At 32.8% G+C, this 19,307-nt stretch carries 18 protein-coding genes and 1 pseudogene; 10 read left to right on the forward strand and 9 right to left on the reverse strand.

What is annotated here, in order from left to right; all coding sequences use genetic code 11:
* The first annotated feature begins 109 nt into the window (after positions 1-109).
* Complete coding sequence (locus ACVQ8P_RS06015; protein WP_462298225.1) at positions 110-457, forward strand: hypothetical protein; 348 nt, start codon at positions 110-112, stop codon at positions 455-457.
* Between the two features lie 57 nt (positions 458-514).
* Here the strand turns inward: ACVQ8P_RS06015 and ACVQ8P_RS06020 are convergent, their stop codons facing one another.
* Complete coding sequence (locus ACVQ8P_RS06020) at positions 515-1,957, reverse strand: amino acid permease (protein ID WP_462298227.1); 1,443 nt, start codon at positions 1,955-1,957, stop codon at positions 515-517.
* Between the two features lie 220 nt (positions 1,958-2,177).
* Here ACVQ8P_RS06020 and ACVQ8P_RS06025 point away from each other — a divergent pair, with 220 nt between their 5' ends.
* Both ACVQ8P_RS06025 and ACVQ8P_RS06030 read left to right on the forward strand, forming a co-directional pair.
* Positions 2,178-2,933 (forward strand): ABC transporter ATP-binding protein, encoded by a 756-nt coding sequence (locus ACVQ8P_RS06025; RefSeq protein ID WP_462298229.1) that lies wholly within the window; start codon positions 2,178-2,180, stop codon positions 2,931-2,933.
* Between the two features lie 23 nt (positions 2,934-2,956).
* The gene (locus ACVQ8P_RS06030; RefSeq protein ID WP_462298230.1) at positions 2,957-4,756 is read left to right on the forward strand and encodes an FtsX-like permease family protein; all 1,800 of its coding nucleotides are present in this window, start codon (positions 2,957-2,959) and stop codon (positions 4,754-4,756) included.
* Positions 4,757-4,814: 58 nt separating this feature from the next.
* Here ACVQ8P_RS06030 and ACVQ8P_RS06035 read toward each other — a convergent pair whose 3' ends face one another.
* The gene (locus ACVQ8P_RS06035) at positions 4,815-5,483 is read right to left on the reverse strand and encodes a histidine phosphatase family protein (protein ID WP_462298231.1); all 669 of its coding nucleotides are present in this window, start codon (positions 5,481-5,483) and stop codon (positions 4,815-4,817) included.
* A 271-nt stretch (positions 5,484-5,754) separates the two neighbouring features.
* On the opposite strand from ACVQ8P_RS06035, the gene ACVQ8P_RS06040 reads away from it, so the two are divergent.
* Positions 5,755-6,486, forward strand: coding sequence for a deoxynucleoside kinase (locus ACVQ8P_RS06040; protein ID WP_462298233.1), 732 nt, complete (start codon positions 5,755-5,757; stop codon positions 6,484-6,486).
* A gap of 46 nt (positions 6,487-6,532) precedes the next feature.
* On the opposite strand, the gene ACVQ8P_RS06045 is transcribed toward ACVQ8P_RS06040, so the two are convergent.
* The 3 genes and pseudogenes from ACVQ8P_RS06045 to ACVQ8P_RS06055 all read right to left on the reverse strand — a co-directional run bounded on the left by ACVQ8P_RS06045 (position 6,533) and on the right by ACVQ8P_RS06055 (position 8,632).
* Positions 6,533-7,195 (reverse strand): histidine phosphatase family protein, encoded by a 663-nt coding sequence (locus ACVQ8P_RS06045; RefSeq protein ID WP_462298235.1) that lies wholly within the window; start codon positions 7,193-7,195, stop codon positions 6,533-6,535.
* A 175-nt stretch (positions 7,196-7,370) separates the two neighbouring features.
* Positions 7,371-7,808, reverse strand: a pseudogene (locus tag ACVQ8P_RS06050) (transposase); the annotation flags it as partial.
* Positions 7,809-7,978: 170 nt separating this feature from the next.
* Positions 7,979-8,632, reverse strand: coding sequence for a VTT domain-containing protein (locus ACVQ8P_RS06055; protein WP_462298237.1), 654 nt, complete (start codon positions 8,630-8,632; stop codon positions 7,979-7,981).
* Between the two features lie 177 nt (positions 8,633-8,809).
* Between ACVQ8P_RS06055 and ACVQ8P_RS06060 the strand changes: the two genes are divergently transcribed.
* The 4 genes from ACVQ8P_RS06060 to guaA all read left to right on the forward strand — a co-directional run bounded on the left by ACVQ8P_RS06060 (position 8,810) and on the right by guaA (position 13,984).
* A complete protein-coding gene (locus ACVQ8P_RS06060; RefSeq protein WP_462298239.1) occupies positions 8,810-8,947 on the forward strand; it encodes a hypothetical protein in 138 nt (45 codons plus the stop codon).
* Positions 8,948-9,034: 87 nt separating this feature from the next.
* Positions 9,035-11,326, forward strand: a complete 2,292-nt coding sequence (helD, locus tag ACVQ8P_RS06065) for an RNA polymerase recycling motor HelD (protein WP_462298241.1) — start codon at positions 9,035-9,037, stop codon at positions 11,324-11,326.
* Between the two features lie 62 nt (positions 11,327-11,388).
* Positions 11,389-12,309, forward strand: a complete 921-nt coding sequence (gene coaA / locus ACVQ8P_RS06070) for a type I pantothenate kinase (RefSeq protein WP_462298243.1) — start codon at positions 11,389-11,391, stop codon at positions 12,307-12,309.
* A gap of 133 nt (positions 12,310-12,442) precedes the next feature.
* Positions 12,443-13,984 carry a glutamine-hydrolyzing GMP synthase gene (gene guaA / locus ACVQ8P_RS06075; RefSeq protein WP_462298388.1) on the forward strand — a complete coding sequence of 514 codons (1,542 nt, stop codon included), beginning with the start codon at positions 12,443-12,445 and terminating at the stop codon, positions 13,982-13,984.
* 67 nt (positions 13,985-14,051) lie between these two features.
* On the opposite strand, the gene ACVQ8P_RS06080 is transcribed toward guaA, so the two are convergent.
* Both ACVQ8P_RS06080 and ACVQ8P_RS06085 read right to left on the reverse strand, forming a co-directional pair.
* Entirely contained in the window at positions 14,052-14,786 is a 735-nt protein-coding gene (locus ACVQ8P_RS06080; RefSeq protein WP_462298245.1) for a LytR/AlgR family response regulator transcription factor, read from the reverse strand.
* An 8-nt stretch (positions 14,787-14,794) separates the two neighbouring features.
* Positions 14,795-16,090: a sensor histidine kinase gene (locus ACVQ8P_RS06085; RefSeq protein WP_462298247.1), complete on the reverse strand. Its 1,296-nt coding sequence runs from the start codon at positions 16,088-16,090 to the stop codon at positions 14,795-14,797.
* 313 nt (positions 16,091-16,403) lie between these two features.
* Here ACVQ8P_RS06085 and ACVQ8P_RS06090 point away from each other — a divergent pair, with 313 nt between their 5' ends.
* Together ACVQ8P_RS06090 and ACVQ8P_RS06095 are read left to right on the forward strand one after the other, a co-directional pair.
* Positions 16,404-17,300, forward strand: coding sequence for an ABC transporter ATP-binding protein (locus ACVQ8P_RS06090; protein WP_462298249.1), 897 nt, complete (start codon positions 16,404-16,406; stop codon positions 17,298-17,300).
* Positions 17,297-18,070, forward strand: a complete 774-nt coding sequence (locus ACVQ8P_RS06095; RefSeq protein WP_462298251.1) for an ABC transporter permease — start codon at positions 17,297-17,299, stop codon at positions 18,068-18,070. The genes ACVQ8P_RS06090 and ACVQ8P_RS06095 overlap by 4 nt, the downstream gene beginning before the upstream one ends.
* A 42-nt stretch (positions 18,071-18,112) precedes the next feature.
* On the opposite strand, the gene ACVQ8P_RS06100 is transcribed toward ACVQ8P_RS06095, so the two are convergent.
* Together ACVQ8P_RS06100 and ACVQ8P_RS06105 are read right to left on the reverse strand one after the other, a co-directional pair.
* Positions 18,113-18,361, reverse strand: coding sequence for an integrase core domain-containing protein (locus ACVQ8P_RS06100; RefSeq protein ID WP_462298253.1), 249 nt, complete (start codon positions 18,359-18,361; stop codon positions 18,113-18,115).
* 313 nt (positions 18,362-18,674) lie between these two features.
* Positions 18,675-18,836: a hypothetical protein gene (locus ACVQ8P_RS06105; RefSeq protein WP_462298255.1), complete on the reverse strand. Its 162-nt coding sequence runs from the start codon at positions 18,834-18,836 to the stop codon at positions 18,675-18,677.
* Positions 18,837-19,307: the final 471 nt, after the last annotated feature.

Genomic DNA, 19,307 nt, shown 5'->3' on the forward strand with positions numbered 1-19,307 from the left:
TTAATCGTTGTATAAGACGTTTAGACCGTTAAAATGACTGATAAACGAAGTACTTGTCAGCGACAGGAAAGGTGTGTTATGGTAAATGAAATTATCGGGGGGTAATCGAATGATTTTAGGTGAAGAAGTAAAAGTTGTAAGCGCACTACCATATGATGTTCGTTTATTGTTAGAAGAAAGAAACATTGCAGAAAATCAAATGAACTGGGGAGTCATTATTGATTTATTTCTTGAAAGTATCGCTACTTTTGCAGAATTTTATGGATTTAATGAGAATCGTAAAGCCTTATTTAAGGAGTTAAAAAAAGATAAACGTGAAGCAAGCCAAATAATAAAGATTTACAAGGAATACCGTGAGTGGTTTGAAATGTATAAGAATTATTTTGAAAAATTACAGAATGTTAGCTTTTTGACGATTTGCAAGTTAGCAAATGAAGATGTAGGCCTTATTTTATAGGATAATTAAAAAAGCACTATGGTTACTTTTTAATAAAGTAATCATAGTGCTTTTAATTTAATCTTTAATGCCGTCTCTTTTACGTTCACATTCAGCAAGTATTGGCATAATGAAACCAAGACCAATCAGAACAACGATACTAATAATATTGATTGCTAATTGATAGTAGAATAATGAGCTACCCATTTTGACATCTTGAGGAATAATTCCGAAGATTGTTGCCAAAACAGTGACTACTAAACACCATAAACCAACAGCATAAGCGAGTTTATCATTCTTAATGAAGACATACTCTGATGGATATTTGTCACTATTTTTACGGATTTGCATGAAGGCGAAGAAAATCCAACAAGTGACACCTGGTGAGATGATTCCGTTTAAGTTAAGTAACCAATTAAAAATGGTATTCATATCTGGTAAGAAGACACCCAAGAAGAGAATGAAAGCACTCAAAGCACACGTTAAAATGTACCCATTAATAGGTAGGCCATCTTTGTTAACTTTAAGTAATTTTTTAGGCATATAACGGGCGCCTGTATCGGAAATGAGCATACGAGTCATAGCGTCAAGAAGCACAGCTAGAAGCGCACACATGTACACAATTTGGGTAACAGCGAAGGCATACATTAACCAACTACCCATGTGGAACTGATCACCTAAACGAAGGAACGCATAGTAGGAACCATTCATTTTGAAATCGTTAGGGATGTTATGCGCATTGAAGAAAATACCAAGTGCGAATGACCCGAATACAGTTAAGAAAATGGTCATAACCGTTAACATGATCATGGCCTTAGGAAAATCCTTTTTAGGTTTTTTCATTTTTGTTACATAAGGGGCAATCAATTCTGCACCATTAATCGCATAAATTAAAAGTCCAATTGTTGTGAAGTAATGTAAATTAAATTTAGGAATTAAGGTGTGCCAACTCATGTTGGTTGTAGCAATATGACCAGATGGCGTTAATAATGAGCCAAATGCCATGAACACGTATAAAATCGTGAGGACGAACATGGCACCACCACCAATTAAACCTAAGAATTCTAATGAACCTTTGAAGAAACGTTGGATAAAGATAAAACCGATGAAGATAACCAGTGTTATCGAGGCAAACATAGCGGTTGATAAACTGTCTTCAAGGGCATTACTGCCATTGATTAACCAACCGAAGCCAACAACAACTGTGTTAGCTGTATCAACGACGTAAGGAATTGAAGCGGCCCAGTAAGTCCAAGCCGTGAAATAACCCAATTTTTCGCCACGAGTTCCACGAACCCATGAACTTAAACCGCCACCCTCTGAATTAAAGACAGAACCTAATTGACCTACCATTAAAGAGTAGGGAATCACGTATAATAGCAATAAAATAATCCAAGATGTAATAACGCCCATACCTTGATTTTGAAAGTTATAGACGATATCGTCAAAGCCGATGACTGTCACAAATGACATTAATGCCAGGACGGGCCATGATATAAATGTTTTTTTCTCGTTTTCCATAAGTGCCTCCCGAATAAATATGTAAATTAAACTAACAATTTATAAGTATAGTGAACTATGTAGTCAATTTCCATGGTAAATCCAATTAATAGTTAATGTAATCGGTTTAATGAGAATTAAATTAGGAATGTTAATAAGCGAAACAATTGATTTATCGTGTGTACTATGTATAATGGTACACATGGAACTTAATGATGAATATTAATGGAGGCTGAATAAAATGAAAGAAATAGTTGTAAGTGCAAAAAATGTAAAAAAAGTTTATGGTAAAAATAAAGAGAAAAAAACGGAAGCTTTAAAAGGGATTAGCTTCTCTGTTGAACAGGGCGAATTCATTGGTATCATGGGGGCTTCGGGTTCAGGTAAGTCAACATTGTTGAACCTGTTGTCAACGCTAGACTTACCCACTTCAGGTCATATTGAAATTAATAATCAAGATATTTCGAAGATACGTGGAGATAAATTATCTGATTTTAGAGCCCAACAAATTGGCTTTATTTTTCAAAGTTTTAATTTATTAGATAATTTAACAGCGGCTGAAAATATTACCTTACCATTGTCATTACAGAATGCATCTGTTGCAAAATACGAAGAACGGATTGACGATTTAACCAAGACATTAGGTATCGATGACGTCTTAGGACAATATCCAACTGAATTGTCTGGTGGTCAAAAGCAACGAGTTGCGGCAGTGCGTGCCTTAGTTCATAATCCAGCTATTTTATTAGCAGATGAACCAACTGGTGCTTTGGATTCTAAGAGTGCAAAGTCACTATTATCGACTATGGAGAGCTTAAATAAAAAGGACCAAGTTTCTATCTTGATGGTGACGCATGATGCTGTCAGTGCCAGTTATTGCCAACGAATTCTCTTTATTAAAGATGGCAAGATTGGGCAAGAACTAATCCAAGGAACGAAAAGTCGAACGGAATTTTATCAAGATATTTTAAATGAATTAGCTAAAGTGGAACAATAATATTAAGAAAGGAGAGCGACTAAATGTTATTAAAATTATCTTTAACGGGAATTAAGAGTCGTTTTAAAGACTATTTAATTTTATTATCAGGATTAATCATGGCCTCGGCTATTTTCTATATGTTCGAGGCTTTAGCGACTAACCAATCGTTTATTAAACAAAATGTTATGGTTAAGTATTCGGCAATCATTTTTCAAATGGGGTCAGTCTTATTAGCGATTATTACGCTATTTTATATTATCTATGCCAATACTTTTTTAATGAGTATGCGGCAAAGAGATTATGGCATGTTTATGATGTTGGGAGCAAAAAAACGTAAAATTGGCCGTTTAATTTTTATGGAAACACTGATTGTAGGTTTGATTGCGACAGTTGTTGGTACGTTAGTGGGAATTGGCTTAACTGCTGGAGTTGGTCATTTATTAATCAATAAGATGGATATTTCAGCACAATCTTTTCAACCCTTTTATTTTCCAGCCATTCTGATAACGTTACTTTTCTTCGTTGTTCTCTTTATGCTGGCTGCCGTGTTCAACCGTCGTGCTTTATTAAACACACCTATTTTAAAACTGTTAAATGAAGCAGAACAACCACAAGGTAAAATAATGAAACCTAACGCTATTTTGTTTCAAAGTGTATTAGGATTAGTGCTAATTGGAAGTGGTTATTATTTATTAAGTCACATGGCACAATACCAAGTAGCAGGCCTTTTTGGTTCAATTGCTGCCATTTTTATTGGGACCTTTTTAATCTTTAATTCGTTATTTAGTGGATTAGTTCAGTTGTTGAAACGGAGTAAAGGTTTCTCAGAAAAACAATTAAACACATTCTTACTGGGTCAATTGAGTTTCCGATTAGGAGAATTGAATCGCGTATTAACGATGGTTGCGATGCTATTTGCACTAGCATTAGGCGCTATAACAGTGGGGATGGGCTTCTCTAGTATTGTTGATGAAACAGTTGCGGCAACTTCTCCCTATTCTGTTGTTCTGCAGGATCCATCAGCAAAGGAACAGCATTTACTGGGTCAATTGACTGGTAAAAAAGAAGCCGTTTATACGACAAAAAAAGTGGGTAAAACACGTTACTTTAAAAAATCAGATTTTGAAAAATCACCACTTTATATGTACGATGAGTCTAAGAAAACCAGTATGACTTCTAGTCAGTTGGTTAAAATTAATCCAGCTAAAATGACCGCTAAAAATGAGGATAACAATTGGGAAGGCGCTGTTCGATCAACTTTAGAATCGGAGATGTTAACGCCGGTAGTTGTTTCAGATAAATCATTTTCTGCAGTTTCAGCTAAAACGCAGCGCATTTATACAGTTAGATTGGCTTCGTTTAATGCCAATAAAGATAGTTTAAAAGCATTAAGCAAAGGGATTCCTCAGAGCCAGATAGATATGTCATCTTATCTAGTGAATACGTATGTTGTTTATCAAATGGTTAATGTCATTTATGGCGGTATGGAATTTATGGGCTTCTTCTTAGGAGTTGCGATGTTGGCCATGCTAGCAAGCATGTTGATGTTCAAAATTTTATCAAGTGCGGCAACTGATAAAAAACGTTATGATTTATTGAATCAAATAGGGGCTAGACGACAATTGATGAAAAAATCAATTAATCGTGAAATTGGGATTTTGTTCTTATTGCCAGGTATTGTTGGCGCCATTCATGTCTTGTTTGGGTTACAGATGTTTAAAATGTTGATTCCTGAACCTTATGACCATATTGCGATTCCATTTATCATTTTTGCAGTTCTTTATCTAGGTTACTATTGGATAACGGTTAGTTTGTATAAAGGGATTGTCTTGAAAAAATAAATAAAGAAGGCCTAGTATTCAGTTAGCTAAAAAACTGAATACTAGGCCTTCTTTATTTCTAAATTGGTTGTTCACCTAAGTTACCATAATAGCTCACTTCAATTGTATCGGGATGAATAATTAATTTGGTGACACTACCATTTTTAGGACTCGTTAAAATATCAATATCAGGCGCGTAACGTGAGACGATACTTCTGATTGCGGTACCATGACCTACTAACAGTACTTGGTCATTGTCATTTTGTCTGGCACGTAAAAAATCAAAAGCCTGATCATACCGGTTCCAGAATTCTTGGTTATCTTCGGCTAAAGAAAAGGGATCGGCTTTTTTTATAAAATCACGAGAATCTTCAATTGAATAGTTTTCGAGGATTTCAAGAAATGTTTGGCAGTTATAAGGTGCCCCAACAGTTTCCATGACTTCTTCAGTGTCTTGACCTTCAAAAAAACCATAGTATTCTTCTCTAAAAAGGGCCGTTTCAACTGGGGTTAACTGTGCATTTTGGGCAATATGTGATTCTTTTAAAATAGTATCGAGTGTTTTTTCTGTCCGTATTGTATCACTTCGATAAATGGCATCAAAAGAGTGGTCTTGGAGTAATTGTCCTGCATGAGTCGCATCATTGATTCCTTTATCTGTAAGTGGTGAATCACACCAGCCCTGCATTCTTTGAAATGAGTTAAATAATGTTTGACCATGACGAACCATATAAACGGTAAATGACATAAAAATCCTTTCGTAAATAAATATTTATTTTGTAAATAAAAGGTACTTAGAGCTGTCTAGCTTCTGATAAAAAGTTGCGCACAAATCACGAATTTGAAAAAATAAAAGTCTTTTATTTTATTTAAACCAATGTATACTAAATAGACGGAGAATTAAAAATATGAGATTATTTATTTATAGCTACTAGTAAGATAATACCGAATGAGGTGTTAATTACAAGTCTAGGTTTGATTATTTTTGACTACATCATTAAGAAGGAGTGTTTATTATTTTGATCACGTTGGCTGGTATTATTGGTTCAGGAAAATCTAGTATGACAAAAATTTTATCTGAAGAACTTGGGGTAGAAGCTTTCTACGAACCCGTTACAGATAATCCCGTATTGCCTTTATTCTACAAGGGTAACGAAATCGCTGCAAAAAAACGTGAAGCAGGGGACAAGGAAGCAACGAATCCATATGCTTACTTATTACAAACTTTCTTTTTAAATCGTCGTTTTAGAATGATTAAAGCAGCAATGCAAGAAGATAACAATGTCCTTGATCGTTCAATCTATGAAGATGCTATCTTTATGAAGATGAATACAGAAATGGGTAATGCAACAAATGTTGAATATGACATCTATCAAGATTTGTTAGATAACATGCTTGAAGAATTACCTTACGCTGCACACAAAAAATCACCAGATTTGATGATTATGATTAAAGTTTCTTACGAAACAATGGTTAGACGTATTCAAAAACGTGGCCGTGATTATGAACAAATTGAAACAGATCATTCTTTAGTGGAGTACTACAAAACATTATTGCGTTACTATGAAGATTGGGAAAAAGAATATGATGTCTCAGAATTCTTAGTCATTGATGGCGATAAATATGATTTTGTTGAAAACGAAGCTGATCGTAACACTGTTTTAAATATTATTGAAGACAAATTACAAGAATTAGGTAATTTATCTGAAAAAGAAGTTATTGATTACAAGGAACAACGTAAAGCAATCTAAATTAAAAGGAGTAACCCATTTTTGATAGGGGTTACTCCTTTTTTAGTTAGATTTTATCATCATCGTGGTGATTAAAGTATTCAACTTTAACTGAATCATTATCAATGATTAATTTAGTGACACTACCGTTTTCAGGACTTATTAAAATATCAATTTCTGGTGCGAAACGCGAAACGATACTTCGAATTGTTGTGCCATGGCTAACAACTAAAACGTTGTCGCCATCTTTAGCATTTTGACGTAATAAATCAAAGCCTTTATCACGACGTGCCCAAAAATCAGCATTGTCTTCGGCGTCGTGGAAAGGATCTACTTCTTTGAAAAAGTCACGAGCTTCTTCAATTGAGAATTGTTGTAAAATTTCAGTAAAATTAGCAGCACCATGTGGTTTACCGACAACAAACCAAGCTTGAGAAGAATCAGCACCTTCGTAATAACCATAACCTTGTTCCCTAAGGAATTCTGAGGTTGTAACCGTTAAGTCTGAAGCTGTTTCATTTTCAGATAAGATGTAATTAGCTGTACGATGTGCGCGGGTTGTGTCACTACTGAAAGCACTAGCAAAAGGAATCTTAGCTAATTTTTTACCAGTAGTGTGACCATCGTTAATGCCTTTTTCTGTAAGTGGTGAATCAGACCAACCTTGCATCCGATTGTACTTGTTGAAGAGCGTTTGTCCATGACGAACGAGATAGACTGTAAATGACATTGTGAACCTCCTGAAAGTTGTGTGATAAGTTTTATTATACGCTAAAGAAAATGATTAATCTAAAAATTTATGAATACCAAAACAGCTAATTCTTAGGTCTCTATGTCAAATAGTGTTGATGAAGCAAAAAATGATAAAATTAAAGCTGAAGAATCTTACGATTCTTTGTTTTTTTTTATGCCGTTATGAAGATTCTGTTTCTGAATGAACTGAAAGTTCTGTAAACGAAGGCTACACGTTTAATAACCTTTATTTTATTGTTTATGCCTTCTAATGTTGCATTGAAATATGAATGGGAAATGGCATTTAGTATATGTTCTTTGTGCTTGATTATTGATTGAACTGAAGTTTTAAAAAGATTATTCGGCGTTCCTTTTTCTTCTAGTTCCTCAAGAAAGGAAAGAAATTCTTCTGTCTTTTTGTATTTAATGATACGAATAATAGCTTGATAAATATGATAGGCATCAGAAAGCTCAGGTGAATAAGCTAATAATCGATCCATTAAGTCTTGTTCAGTAAAAAGTCCTTTAAATAAAGAAAAATGTTGGTAATTTTTATAATCGAGTTTATCGGAATACTTGTTAAATTTTTTCCAATAACGTTTTAATACTAGCGCATCTTTTTTAAGAGATAACTGTTTAGAAGACCGTTCACACTCCTAAAATTGTGGTTTAGACGCTTTAATTTTACCATGTGAGAACTTTATGTTTTTTTTTTTGCGAAAAAATAGTGCCAATGATTTCTCATCAACACTCAAAAGTATAGAACACATTCTTCTTAGATTTAAGAATGCGCCGTTTTGGCAGCAAATCGTTTGAATAAATGTAGTAAACCAATCAAAATTGATGGAATCAGCGCAATTCCGGCAATTGACAGGAAGATTAATGAAAAATGGTCTTTAACAAAAGGTAAAGAACCAAAATAATAACCTACACTAGACCCGAAGGCGACCCAAAGTGTAACGCCGATTAAGTTATAAAGACTAAAGCGGCGATAGTCCATGCGCACACTACCAGAAATAAGGGGAACAAAGGTCCTAATCAATGGGACGAAACGGCCAAACATGACTGTTTTTGCGCCATGTTTGGCGAAAAAAGTATTTGCGGCACCAATTTTGGCAGAGGCAACCCTTTTTTTGAAGAAAGGTAATTTATTTAAATGTCGACCAATTTCAAAATTAACAGTATCGCCAAAAAGTGCTGCCACAAAGAAGACGGGCACTAATACGCGAATATCTAAAGTTTGTGTCGAGTAGGCAGCGATTGAACTGGTGAAAAAAAGTAATGACTCACCAGGTAAGAAGGGGAAAATAACAAGGCCTGTCTCGGCAAAAATGAGAACGAAAAGCGTTAAGTAACTCCAATTACCTAAAAACTGAAAGAGAGGTCCTAAGTAATTTTCAAAATGGGTAGAGATAAACCAAGCTTGTTCAAACATTATTTGGACCTCCAATCATTGAATTCTTACCATTATCTTAAACCGAAAACAGAGAAAAAACTATTAATTTCGTCGATATTTAGCTTTTATTAAGATTTGCAGCACTATTAAGGTGCGTCAGTGTCAAACGGGTTTCGATACTGGTATACTGGATATATTAAATTTTTGGAGGTCAACATGACTAGACGCGCTTTAATTGCAGGGATGACAACATTAATGGGTCTAATTGCTGGCATTATGATGGGCAAAATCGCTGTTGCAACATTAATCGGATTGTCTGTGGGTATTACAGTAAATCAATTTTTGCCAAAATAAAAACCAACTAGGCCGTATTTGAGTTGATTATGTAAAAGTGATAAACTATTAAGCCTAAGAAAATCATGTAAAGTGAGGTATTAAGAAGTGGCTGATAAAATTAAAATAGAAGAACAAGCACATCTTGATGACGTGATTGTTAAAATTAAAGACGCTGAAGTGAAGCGCCAGAATGAAATTAAGTACGCTGAAAATGAAGCACGATCAATCAACGGTGAATTTACGAGTGATGTGCATATCAATACAACAACTTATACCGGAATGATTGATACTGCAATGTCTGTTCGTCAACAACAACAATTATTGGCTGAACGTGAAACGAGTTGGAAGAATGCAACATCTCGTTTGGATATATTAAAAAAATTAGAAAAGAAACCTTATTTTGCACGATTGAATATTCAAGAAGGAACTAATAAAAAAGAAACCCTCTATATTGGATTGGGTTCTTTCGCTGATCGTCCTGAACATTTTATGGTCTATGACTGGCGTGCGCCTATCTCAAGTGTTTACTATGATGGTGGATTAGGGGATGTGACGTATCAAACCCCTGATGGTGATCAGACGGTAGATGTTTCATTAAAACGCCAGTTCGTAATTGAAGATGGTCAGATTGAGACTATTTTTGATACTGACGAAGCTGTCGGTGATCAAATGTTATTGGATGTCTTAAATGATTCTGCTGATACCAAAATGAAGAGTATTGTGACAACTATCCAAAAAGAACAGAATCAAATTATTCGGGATGTTAAAGCAGAGTTATTGTTCGTCCAAGGGGCAGCAGGTTCAGGTAAAACGTCAGCTGTCTTACAACGTGTTGCTTATTTATTGTACAGATACCGTGGAAACTTAACGGCTAGTCAAGTTGTCTTGTTCTCACCTAATCAGTTGTTTAATGATTATATTGACCAAGTGTTGCCAGAACTTGGTGAACAAAACATGGTTCAAATGACTTATTTCCAATATGCCTCAAGACGCTTACCTAATATGCAAGTGGAAACCTTGCAAGAACGATTTGAAGAAGACAACACGTTAGTTAAAAAGCATATTCAAGTTTTGAAAAATAGTTTGGCCTTTTTCAATGCGTCAACAGCTTACTCAGAACATTTGGAACAGGCAGACATGAAGTTCAGAGATATTAAATTTAATAATGAAGTCTTCATTTCAAAAGATAAAATAAAAGATATCTACTATAAATATAACGAAAATTATCATTTACGTACAAGATTAGAAGCAACGCGTGAATCGTTGGTTAAATTATTGAATCGCCGTATTGCGGCTGAAGCTAAATTAGAATGGGTCGAAAAAGCCATTCAAGATATGTCTAAAGAGCAATTGAATGATTTATATGGGGATCAAGATCGAGAATTTGCAAGTGGTGATAAAGAAATGCGTTTCTTGACGCGGACGTTAGTGATGCGTCAATTCACAAGTGTGCATAAAGCAATTGTACGTAATCGTTTCTTGAATATTAATTCACAATATGTGAACTTTTTGCACAATGTGCCTAAGTACATTAATTTAAGTGAGTATGGTGTGACTTTAGAAGAATGGCAAGCAGACGTCGCAGATGTTGTGGCACGTTTGAAAACACGTCAAATTTCAATGCATGATGTGACGCCTTACCTTTACTTGTTTGATCGGATGACGGGTAAACATGGTGAAACAGATGTGCGCTATGTCTTTATCGATGAAATTCAAGATTATACAGCATTCCAATTGGCTTTCTTGAAGGAAGGCTTCCCAAGAGCGAAGTTCACCTTACTAGGTGATTTAAACCAAGCTATTTTTACAAAAGAAAATAGTAAGAGTTTGTTGTCAGAATTAGGTCATTTATTCCCAGCTGATAAGACAAAAGTTGTACAATTAACGAAATCTTACCGGTCAACGCAACAAATCACAGATTTCACAAAAGAAGTGTTGATAGATGGTGAATCAGTTACTTCATTTAACCGACAAGGAGACTTACCCACAATGACTGTGGATAACAATTCGGCTAAATTAGTTCAAGATTTAGAAGAACAGTTAACACAAAATGCGGATGACCACTTAACCACGGCCATTATTGCCAAATCATTGGCTGAATGTACAGCATTGTATGAACAGTTACAAGCTGATGGGGTAGCTGTTACTTTGATTAAGACGGAGAATCAACGTTTAGCTGATGGAACAATTATTGTGCCTGCTTTCTTAGCTAAAGGGTTAGAATTCGATGCAGTTGTCATGTGGGGCGCTTCAAAGATTAATTACCATGAAGAAGATGAACGTCAGTTAGTTTATACGATTTGCTCAAGAGCAATGCATCGATTAACAGTTTATGCTGAAACTGAACTATCACCATTATTTGATCATGTATCAAAAGCTTTATATGTTTTAAAATAAGTTGTGGAAGAAATTACCTACTGTATTAATGGCTAGGTAATTTTTATTAGAGGATTATTAAAATGGATAAACAGATGAATTATTATAAAATTCCGAGGGATGAGTGGCGAAACTTCTATAAAGCGGAGCGAGTTTCTTTGTCACAACAAGAATTAAATCAAATTCAATCCGTCAATGATAAAATATCAGTTCAAGATGTGCAGGAAATTTATATGCCGTTGGTTCATTTATTGAATATGACATTGACTGGTAAACAAGATTTACAGTCAAAAAAAGCTGATTTTTTGGGCATTAAAGAGCAAAAATGGCCTTTTGTGATTGGTATTACAGGTAGTGTGGCGGTTGGTAAAAGTACAACAGCACGTTTGTTACAGTTGTTACTCACAGCGTTATATCCAACGAAAAAAGTGCAATCAATTACGACAGATGGTTTTTTATACCCGAATGCAGAGTTAATGCGTCAAGATATTTTGGATCGAAAAGGATTCCCAGAAAGTTATGACATGGAGAAATTAATTCTATTTTTAAATGATGTGAAAAGTGGCTTGAAAACGGAAGCACCTGTCTATTCACATGATAGTTATGATATTGTGCCAGGAGAAGTACAAACAATTGATCAACCGGATATTTTAATCGTTGAAGGGATTAATGTGTTACAGTTGCCAAGTAATCAACAATTGTATGTCAGTGATTTCTTTGACTACGCTATTTATGTGGATGCCAATGCTGACTTAATTGAAAAATGGTATTTAGAACGATTTGGGGTTCTGTTGAACACTTCTTTTCAGAAACCGGGAAATTACTATTATGATTACGCAATTGGTAATCATGATGAGGCCTTTAAGCTGGCTCGTAATGTTTGGAAAACCGTGAATTTAAAGAATTTGAATGCGTTTATTTTACCGACGCGAAATCGTGCTGATCTCATTTTAGAGAAGACAGATGAGCATCGAATTAATACAGTTTATTTACGTAAATATTAGAAAAATGAGCTATTTTCACAGATTTTCATGAAAATTAAATCAAACGATTGACCAAGTGGGTTTCAATCAGTAGAATGGATATAATAAGAAATTAAAAATTATGAAGAGGTGACTATTTTTGGCCAACGTTAACATGCAAGATTTCGACAAAATTATCGTTCTTGATTTTGGTAGTCAATATAATCAATTAATTACTCGTCGTGTACGTGAATTCGGTGTTTATTCTGAATTATTATCACACAAGATTAGCGCTGCTGAAATCAAAGAGATTGCCCCTAAAGGAATCATCTTTTCTGGTGGCCCAAATAGTGTTTATGATGAAGATGCTTTCAGAGTTGATCCTGAAATATTTGAATTAGGTATTCCTATTTTAGGTATCTGTTACGGGATGCAATTGATGGCATACTGTATGCCTGGTGGTAAAGTTGAGAACGCAAATAATAAAGAATACGGTAAAGCTGTTATTGAAGTTACCGATTCAGAAGCAACTTTATTTAAAGGGTTACCAACGGAACAAACGGTTTGGATGAGTCATGGTGACTTAGTAACAGAAGTTCCTGATGGGTTTACATCAGTTGCGACTTCAGCTAACTGTCCTATTTCTGCTATGCAGAATCTTGATAAAAATTTCTATGGTCTTCAATTCCATACAGAAGTTCGCAATACTGAATTTGGGGATGACATTTTACGTCGATTCGCATTTGATGTTTGTAAAGCTGAAAGTAATTGGTCAATGGATGATTTTATCGACTTACAAATTGCTAAAATCCGCGAAACTGTCGGTGACAAGAAAGTCCTTCTTGGTTTATCCGGTGGGGTTGATTCTTCAGTTGTTGGTGTTTTATTACACAAAGCAATTGGTAACCAACTAACAAGTATCTTCGTTGATCATGGTTTACTTCGTAAAAATGAAGCTGACCAAGTCATGGAAATGCTTGGTGGTAAATTTGGTTTGAATATCATTAAAGTTGATGCGCAAGATCGTTTCTTAGGTAAATTAGAAGGTATTTCTGATCCTGAGACGAAACGTAAAACTATTGGTAATGAATTCATCCGTGTGTTTGATGATGAAGCAACTAAATTAGAAGGTATTGATTTCTTGGCACAAGGAACACTTTACACTGATGTGATTGAATCAGGGACAGATACTGCCCAAACGATTAAATCTCATCATAACGTTGGTGGCCTTCCTGATGATATGCAATTTAGTTTAATTGAACCATTAAGAACCTTATTCAAAGATGAAGTGCGTGAACTTGGCGCAAAAATGGGTATGAGTGATGAATTAGTTTGGCGTCAACCATTCCCAGGTCCTGGTCTGGGCATTCGTGTTCTTGGCGAAATTACTGAAGAAAAATTAACGATTGTTAGAGATAGTGATTTAATTTTACGTGAAGAAATTAAAAAAGCTGGTCTTGATCGTGAAATCTGGCAATACTTTACTGTCTTACCAGGCATTAAAAGTGTTGGTGTGATGGGTGATGGTCGTACTTATGACTATACAGTTGGTATTCGTGGTGTGACATCAATTGATGGTATGACTGCTGATTTTGCTAGAATCCCTTGGGATGTCTTACAAAATATTTCAGTACGTATCGTAAATGAAGTCGCACACGTTAACCGTATCGTGTATGATATTACGAGCAAGCCGCCTTCAACAATTGAATGGGAATAGAATTACGATGAAAAAAGCTTAGAAATCCTTTATTTTAGGATTTCTAAGCTTTTTTTTGGAAAACATTTCAGAAATTAGCTATTTTTTTTAATAATTGCTTTAGCTTATTTCTAGAAACTAAACAATAATCTGAGCTATCTTTAAAAGTGATAATTCTACTTTTTTTATCTATTTGATAAATATTGCTTAGATTAACGATATATGATTTATGACACATGAAAAAATTACTATTTTTATTTTCAATTTCTTTTAATGTGGCATTAAATTCACTATGTTTGTTTAAGGTGACTAATCTGATCTTGTGTGGGATATCAGTAGTTTCAAAAAATAAAATGTCTGATAATGGTATTTTGAAATTAGATTTTTGATTATTAAAACTAAAAATATCAATAGGAGTGGTGGAATTAAATCTATCGATGGCTGTGGATAGACAATCTTTAATTCTTAAAGTAAAGGATGATTCATCTTGGCCTTTTTCTATAAAATCAAGTGCCATTAATTTATATTCAAAGGTTAGTGGTAAAAAATTTGAGTGTGTTGTGACAAAAATAATTAGGCCATATGAATCAATAAGTCTAATTTTTTTAGCTAGGTCTAATCCAGATTGAGGATTGTTCTTAATTTCAATATCAAGAAAATATAAATTATTTTCGGCATTACTGACATGATCTAAAATATCAGTGGGTCTTCCAGAAGCAAATATAGTGTATTTTTGATTTATCTTTTCTTTCATCATATTTTTAATAATAAAATCTAAGTGCTGTTGTTGAATAATATCGTCTTCTAAAATAAAAATATTCATCGTCAACCTCATTTTTCAAATGTTATTTTTTGAGTGAAATAAAAATCTTTAACTTCAGTTTCTAAGCTAACGTTTGTATTTTTAAGTAATATATTTCTTATAATTGCTAATCCTTGTCCTCGATTAGGGCCTTTAGTTGAATAGCCTCGTAAAAAGATATCTTTTTTATTAATATTATTATTTACAATACTATTTTTAATTATTAAAAATTGTTTATTTGATTCACTATCAATGATAATCGCGATTCTAATCTCAGGAGAATTAGATTCTTTAGCTGCTTCTAGAGCATTATCAAATAATATTGTGAAGATACGTATATAATCTAAATCGTGAATATAAATTTCAGATAGACTATCTTCTAATTCAATATTAACAGTAATATGTTCTTGTTGAGCTTTAATAATTTTCGTAGAAATAACACTTTTAATTGCGCTAAGTTGAATCTTACTAAGATATCCTAGCTGATAGGTATTATTTTCAAGAGAACTGTTTAAATCTAAAAAGACAGAATTAAAAATTGTTTCAACTTCAGATATATCTTTAGCATTAATAGCCTGTCCCAAACTGGACGTGATATTAATGAAATCATGCCTGATAAAGCGAATTTCATTGTATAGATGTTCTATTTGAGATGTGTATTGAGTTAAGTCTTTTATTTGTTCAAGTTGCATTTCTTGAATTTGTATTTCCTGTAGATGCCTAATTTTAGAATTTAAATAAAATAGACTTATAGAAACTAAAATAAAAAATGAAATTGTTAAATAGTATCGTGAGTTACCGAGTGGCCCAATAGTATTTTCCCAAGAATAGCTCGTATATTGTAAAGTACAAATGACAAAGAGAACGGTATTAAGTATTAATAAAAATAGTTTTGAGGTATGACCATAATCTGTTTCTAAAAATTGAGTATCTGGATTGACTATTTTTAATATAAGCCAATTTAATATAACGGATAGCAGTATTGCTAGGGCACTTAATAGAAGATTATTAGGTGCTAGCTTATCTGTAAGAGTTGTTATTAGATTTCCTGAGATACTAAAAAAAGAGACTGCGTAAATACTATAGAAAAAAGCTAGTGATTTTTTATTCGTAATTTTAAGCGATTTAATTCCAAAATAGTAAAAAATGAATAGAATTAGTAAATAAAATAGAACGCTCATCAGTAGATTACCAATAATAGTTCCTAATAATATGGCAAGTACTAATTTTTTACTTATTTTTAAATGGCTTATTTGACTATAAATAAGTAATAGACAAGTATCTTGTACAAGTATTTGTAATGTAATTAATGGCAAATCATTCATTTATAAGTAATTCCTTTACTTTTTTTATTTTTCATAATTATTGTACTACCTTTTCATAATTATATAAAATGGCTATATATTTTTGCAGTAAATAGTAATTTAATGTCGGTTCATGACTAATAGCTAACCATTGGTGACATTACGAATTAAAAAAAGAAATTTAATTATATAATAATTAAGATAGCGATAATCTAAATTCTTTAAATAATTTTATAAGAAAACAAAATAAGTGGGGATCTTGAATGTCGATTGTAATGAATCATGATTCGAATGACTTATTTAGTATGTGAAGCTAATGAAAGAGGTGGGCAATTTGGGTAACATTCTTATTATTAAAAATGTTTCAAAACAATATGGGAAAAAATCAGTATTAAAAAATATCAATCTTACTATCAATGAGAGCAAAATCATTGGTTTAATTGGTCCTAATGGAGCTGGGAAATCAACTTTAATGAAAATTATTTTAGGATTAACAGCAATTAAGCAGGGAGATATTTTAGTTAATGGTATTTCAATTACGACACGAAATCATGAAGGTTTAACTGGAGTAGGATCGTTAATTGAATATCCAGAGATATATCCATTTTTAACGGGATTCGAACATCTTAGACTTTATTCTGGAACTAATAATTTTGAAGATGTGGTAAAAGAATTAAAAATGACCGGTTATATAAATAAACCTGCAAAAGATTATTCATTAGGAATGAAACAAAAACTTGGTATTGCCATGGCATTAATCAATAATCCTAATTTTATTATATTAGATGAACCAATGAATGGATTGGATCCAATTGCAACTAAAGATTTACGTAATTTGATTTTAGGGTTGAAAAGTAAGGGAAAAACAATTTTAATTTCCAGTCATATTTTAAGTGAATTAGAAAAAATTGCAGATGACGTAATATTAATGGATCAAGGGAAAGTAGTCTTACAATCATCTATTACTGACCTTGAAGCGCATACTACTAAAACATATGTGTTAAAAGTAAATCATTTAAATAAAGCTTTTTCAGAACTAAAGCATAACAATTTTGATGTGAATATTGAAACTGATTCAATAAAATTTACAACAAATGAATCAGGTACATTAAATAATATCATTAAAGTATTAGTGGATAATGGTTTGATTTTAGAAGAAATTTCGACTGTGGAAAGTGATTTAGAAACTGCATTATTAGAAATTTTGAGTAAGCAGGGGGCTTTCAAATGATTAAGATATTTAAGCAAGAAATATTTAAGCTATATCATCGAAAGTCAGTTAGATATGTGCCAGTATTTTTATTTATATTAATGTTATTAATAGCTGTTATAAATAAGAATGGTAGCAATAAAGACAAGGCATTTTATATTGCTTCTGCATTTGCTGGATATGAGTGGTTAGCTATTATTATTATTACTATGAGTGCGTCAATAGTTTCAATGGAATTTCAATATGGGACTATTAGAAAATTAATTTCTGAAAGTCATAATCGATTTGAAATTTATTTAGCAAAATGGAGCTTGATGATTTTTTATAGTATATTTTTGCATATATTATTAGTAATATATACTATTATTTTAAAAGTATTATTTTATGGTAATGGTGTATCATTGTTCAGCAAATATTTATATGGTCATTCGATTATTGGAAATTTGTTGATAAATATGTCAGTGGATATGATTTCATCAATTTTTTTAATAAGTATTACTTTTATGTTGGCATTATTAACAAGTACTGGTGCTGTTGCCATTGCGGTTGGCTTAGGTATATGTTTTATAGGTGAAGGTTTGTCTAATACACTAATCAGAAGTATATTTAACCAATTTCATTTTATTAAGTGGAATCCGTTTAACATGATGAATATTACTGGTCAGTGGGGAAATCCAGATTATTTTGATATTACAAAATTAACACTTAATCAGTTAGTTTATGGAAATGTAGGTTATATCATAATATTTATAATGGGTGGATTACTGATATTCGATAGGAAAAAAATATAAGTACTCCTATGTCAAATATCTGGACAAAAATATCGTTGAAATTTAACTAACTTTTGAAAATATTTGTTGATAACTTAATCGCTCATTATTGAACCAATTAATATATTGATTCATTGATAAAATAGCGTGTTCAATTGACTTGAATTTTTGTTGATAAACCCATTCTCTTTTTAAAAGTGAATGGAATCCTTTAATATATGAATTGTCATATGGATGACCTTTTAATGAGTATGAAGGTTCAATCCCGTTTGATTTCAAACAACTGACTTGTATATTGGCTTCCCATATCACTATGAATCATTGCAACATTTGGACAAGCCCTTAGGATTTTAACAACAGGTTTTAACGACTAATTGACGCAAATATTCATGCTGATTTTCTTGTTTACTTGGCAGCCACTTTAACCAATTGTAATAAGTTGAACGAGGGACCTTAAGTACCCGTAAAATCATGGAAATACGATAACCCTCTGTGTAGATTGAAATTGATCACCTTGAGCATTCCACTACGTTTTCGAGCTTTTAATATTTGGCAAAAATTATCGCGGCTGATTTTAAGCTATCATTTTCCTGTTCAAGTTCTTTAATTCTTTTATTGGCTTTTTCTAATTCACTTTCTGATGAATGACTTTTTTTAGATTTTTTAACCCAATTAAGGATAGTTTGATAATGAGGCCATATTCTTCAGCTAAATCCTTAGGATTGCCACCATCATTTACCATTTTAACGATCGAATTTTTGGAGTTTTGATCATAATTTTTTGTCATAAAAGTACCTCCATGGATTATTATACAGAACGAAAGAAAAAAATGTCCGTAAATATATCATAGGAGCAGATCTTGGATGCCGATTGTAATGAATCATGATTCAAATGACTTATTTAGTATGTGAAGCTGTGGATTAATGGTATTCGATAGAAAAAAGTATAAGACTTATAATCGACAAAAAATTGTGACTTTACTAAGGGAGAAACAAATAATGATAAAGTATTTAGGTGTAGTAGTTACGATAAGTATGATTGTTACTGGAATAATAATGAAATTAATACGACGAAGCTCACAAAATTTATTAATAGATTTATTAGTTTATATTGGTGTGGCCTCTCTTTTAACAGTAGTATTAATAATTATAGATCCTAAGTTTCGGGCAGTATTAATACATAAGTAAATATAAGTATATTTTATACAATTATAAATAGTATCACTGGTATTAAGTAAGTTAGGATTGTAGCCATATGG

Source organism: Dellaglioa sp. BT-FLS60 (assembly GCF_054941065.1).

Bases quoted from the DNA above. Each gene is read 5' to 3' on its own strand.
- ACVQ8P_RS06105 (WP_462298255.1), bottom strand. From the start codon at position 18,836: ATGACAAAAAATTATGATCAAAACTCCAAAAATTCGATCGTTAAAATG.
- coaA (WP_462298243.1), top strand. From the start codon at position 11,389: ATGGATAAACAGATGAATTATTATAAAATTCCGAGGGATGAGTGGCGA.
- ACVQ8P_RS06015 (WP_462298225.1), top strand. From the start codon at position 110: ATGATTTTAGGTGAAGAAGTAAAAGTTGTAAGCGCACTACCATATGAT.
- ACVQ8P_RS06060 (WP_462298239.1), top strand. From the start codon at position 8,810: ATGACTAGACGCGCTTTAATTGCAGGGATGACAACATTAATGGGTCTA.
- ACVQ8P_RS06035 (WP_462298231.1), bottom strand. From the start codon at position 5,483: ATGTCATTTACCGTTTATATGGTTCGTCATGGTCAAACATTATTTAAC.
- ACVQ8P_RS06080 (WP_462298245.1), bottom strand. From the start codon at position 14,786: ATGAATATTTTTATTTTAGAAGACGATATTATTCAACAACAGCACTTA.
- guaA (WP_462298388.1), top strand. From the start codon at position 12,443: ATGCAAGATTTCGACAAAATTATCGTTCTTGATTTTGGTAGTCAATAT.
- ACVQ8P_RS06025 (WP_462298229.1), top strand. From the start codon at position 2,178: ATGAAAGAAATAGTTGTAAGTGCAAAAAATGTAAAAAAAGTTTATGGT.
- ACVQ8P_RS06045 (WP_462298235.1), bottom strand. From the start codon at position 7,195: ATGTCATTTACAGTCTATCTCGTTCGTCATGGACAAACGCTCTTCAAC.
- ACVQ8P_RS06020 (WP_462298227.1), bottom strand. From the start codon at position 1,957: ATGGAAAACGAGAAAAAAACATTTATATCATGGCCCGTCCTGGCATTA.
- ACVQ8P_RS06085 (WP_462298247.1), bottom strand. From the start codon at position 16,090: ATGAATGATTTGCCATTAATTACATTACAAATACTTGTACAAGATACT.
- ACVQ8P_RS06030 (WP_462298230.1), top strand. From the start codon at position 2,957: ATGTTATTAAAATTATCTTTAACGGGAATTAAGAGTCGTTTTAAAGAC.
- ACVQ8P_RS06055 (WP_462298237.1), bottom strand. From the start codon at position 8,632: ATGTTTGAACAAGCTTGGTTTATCTCTACCCATTTTGAAAATTACTTA.
- ACVQ8P_RS06095 (WP_462298251.1), top strand. From the start codon at position 17,297: ATGATTAAGATATTTAAGCAAGAAATATTTAAGCTATATCATCGAAAG.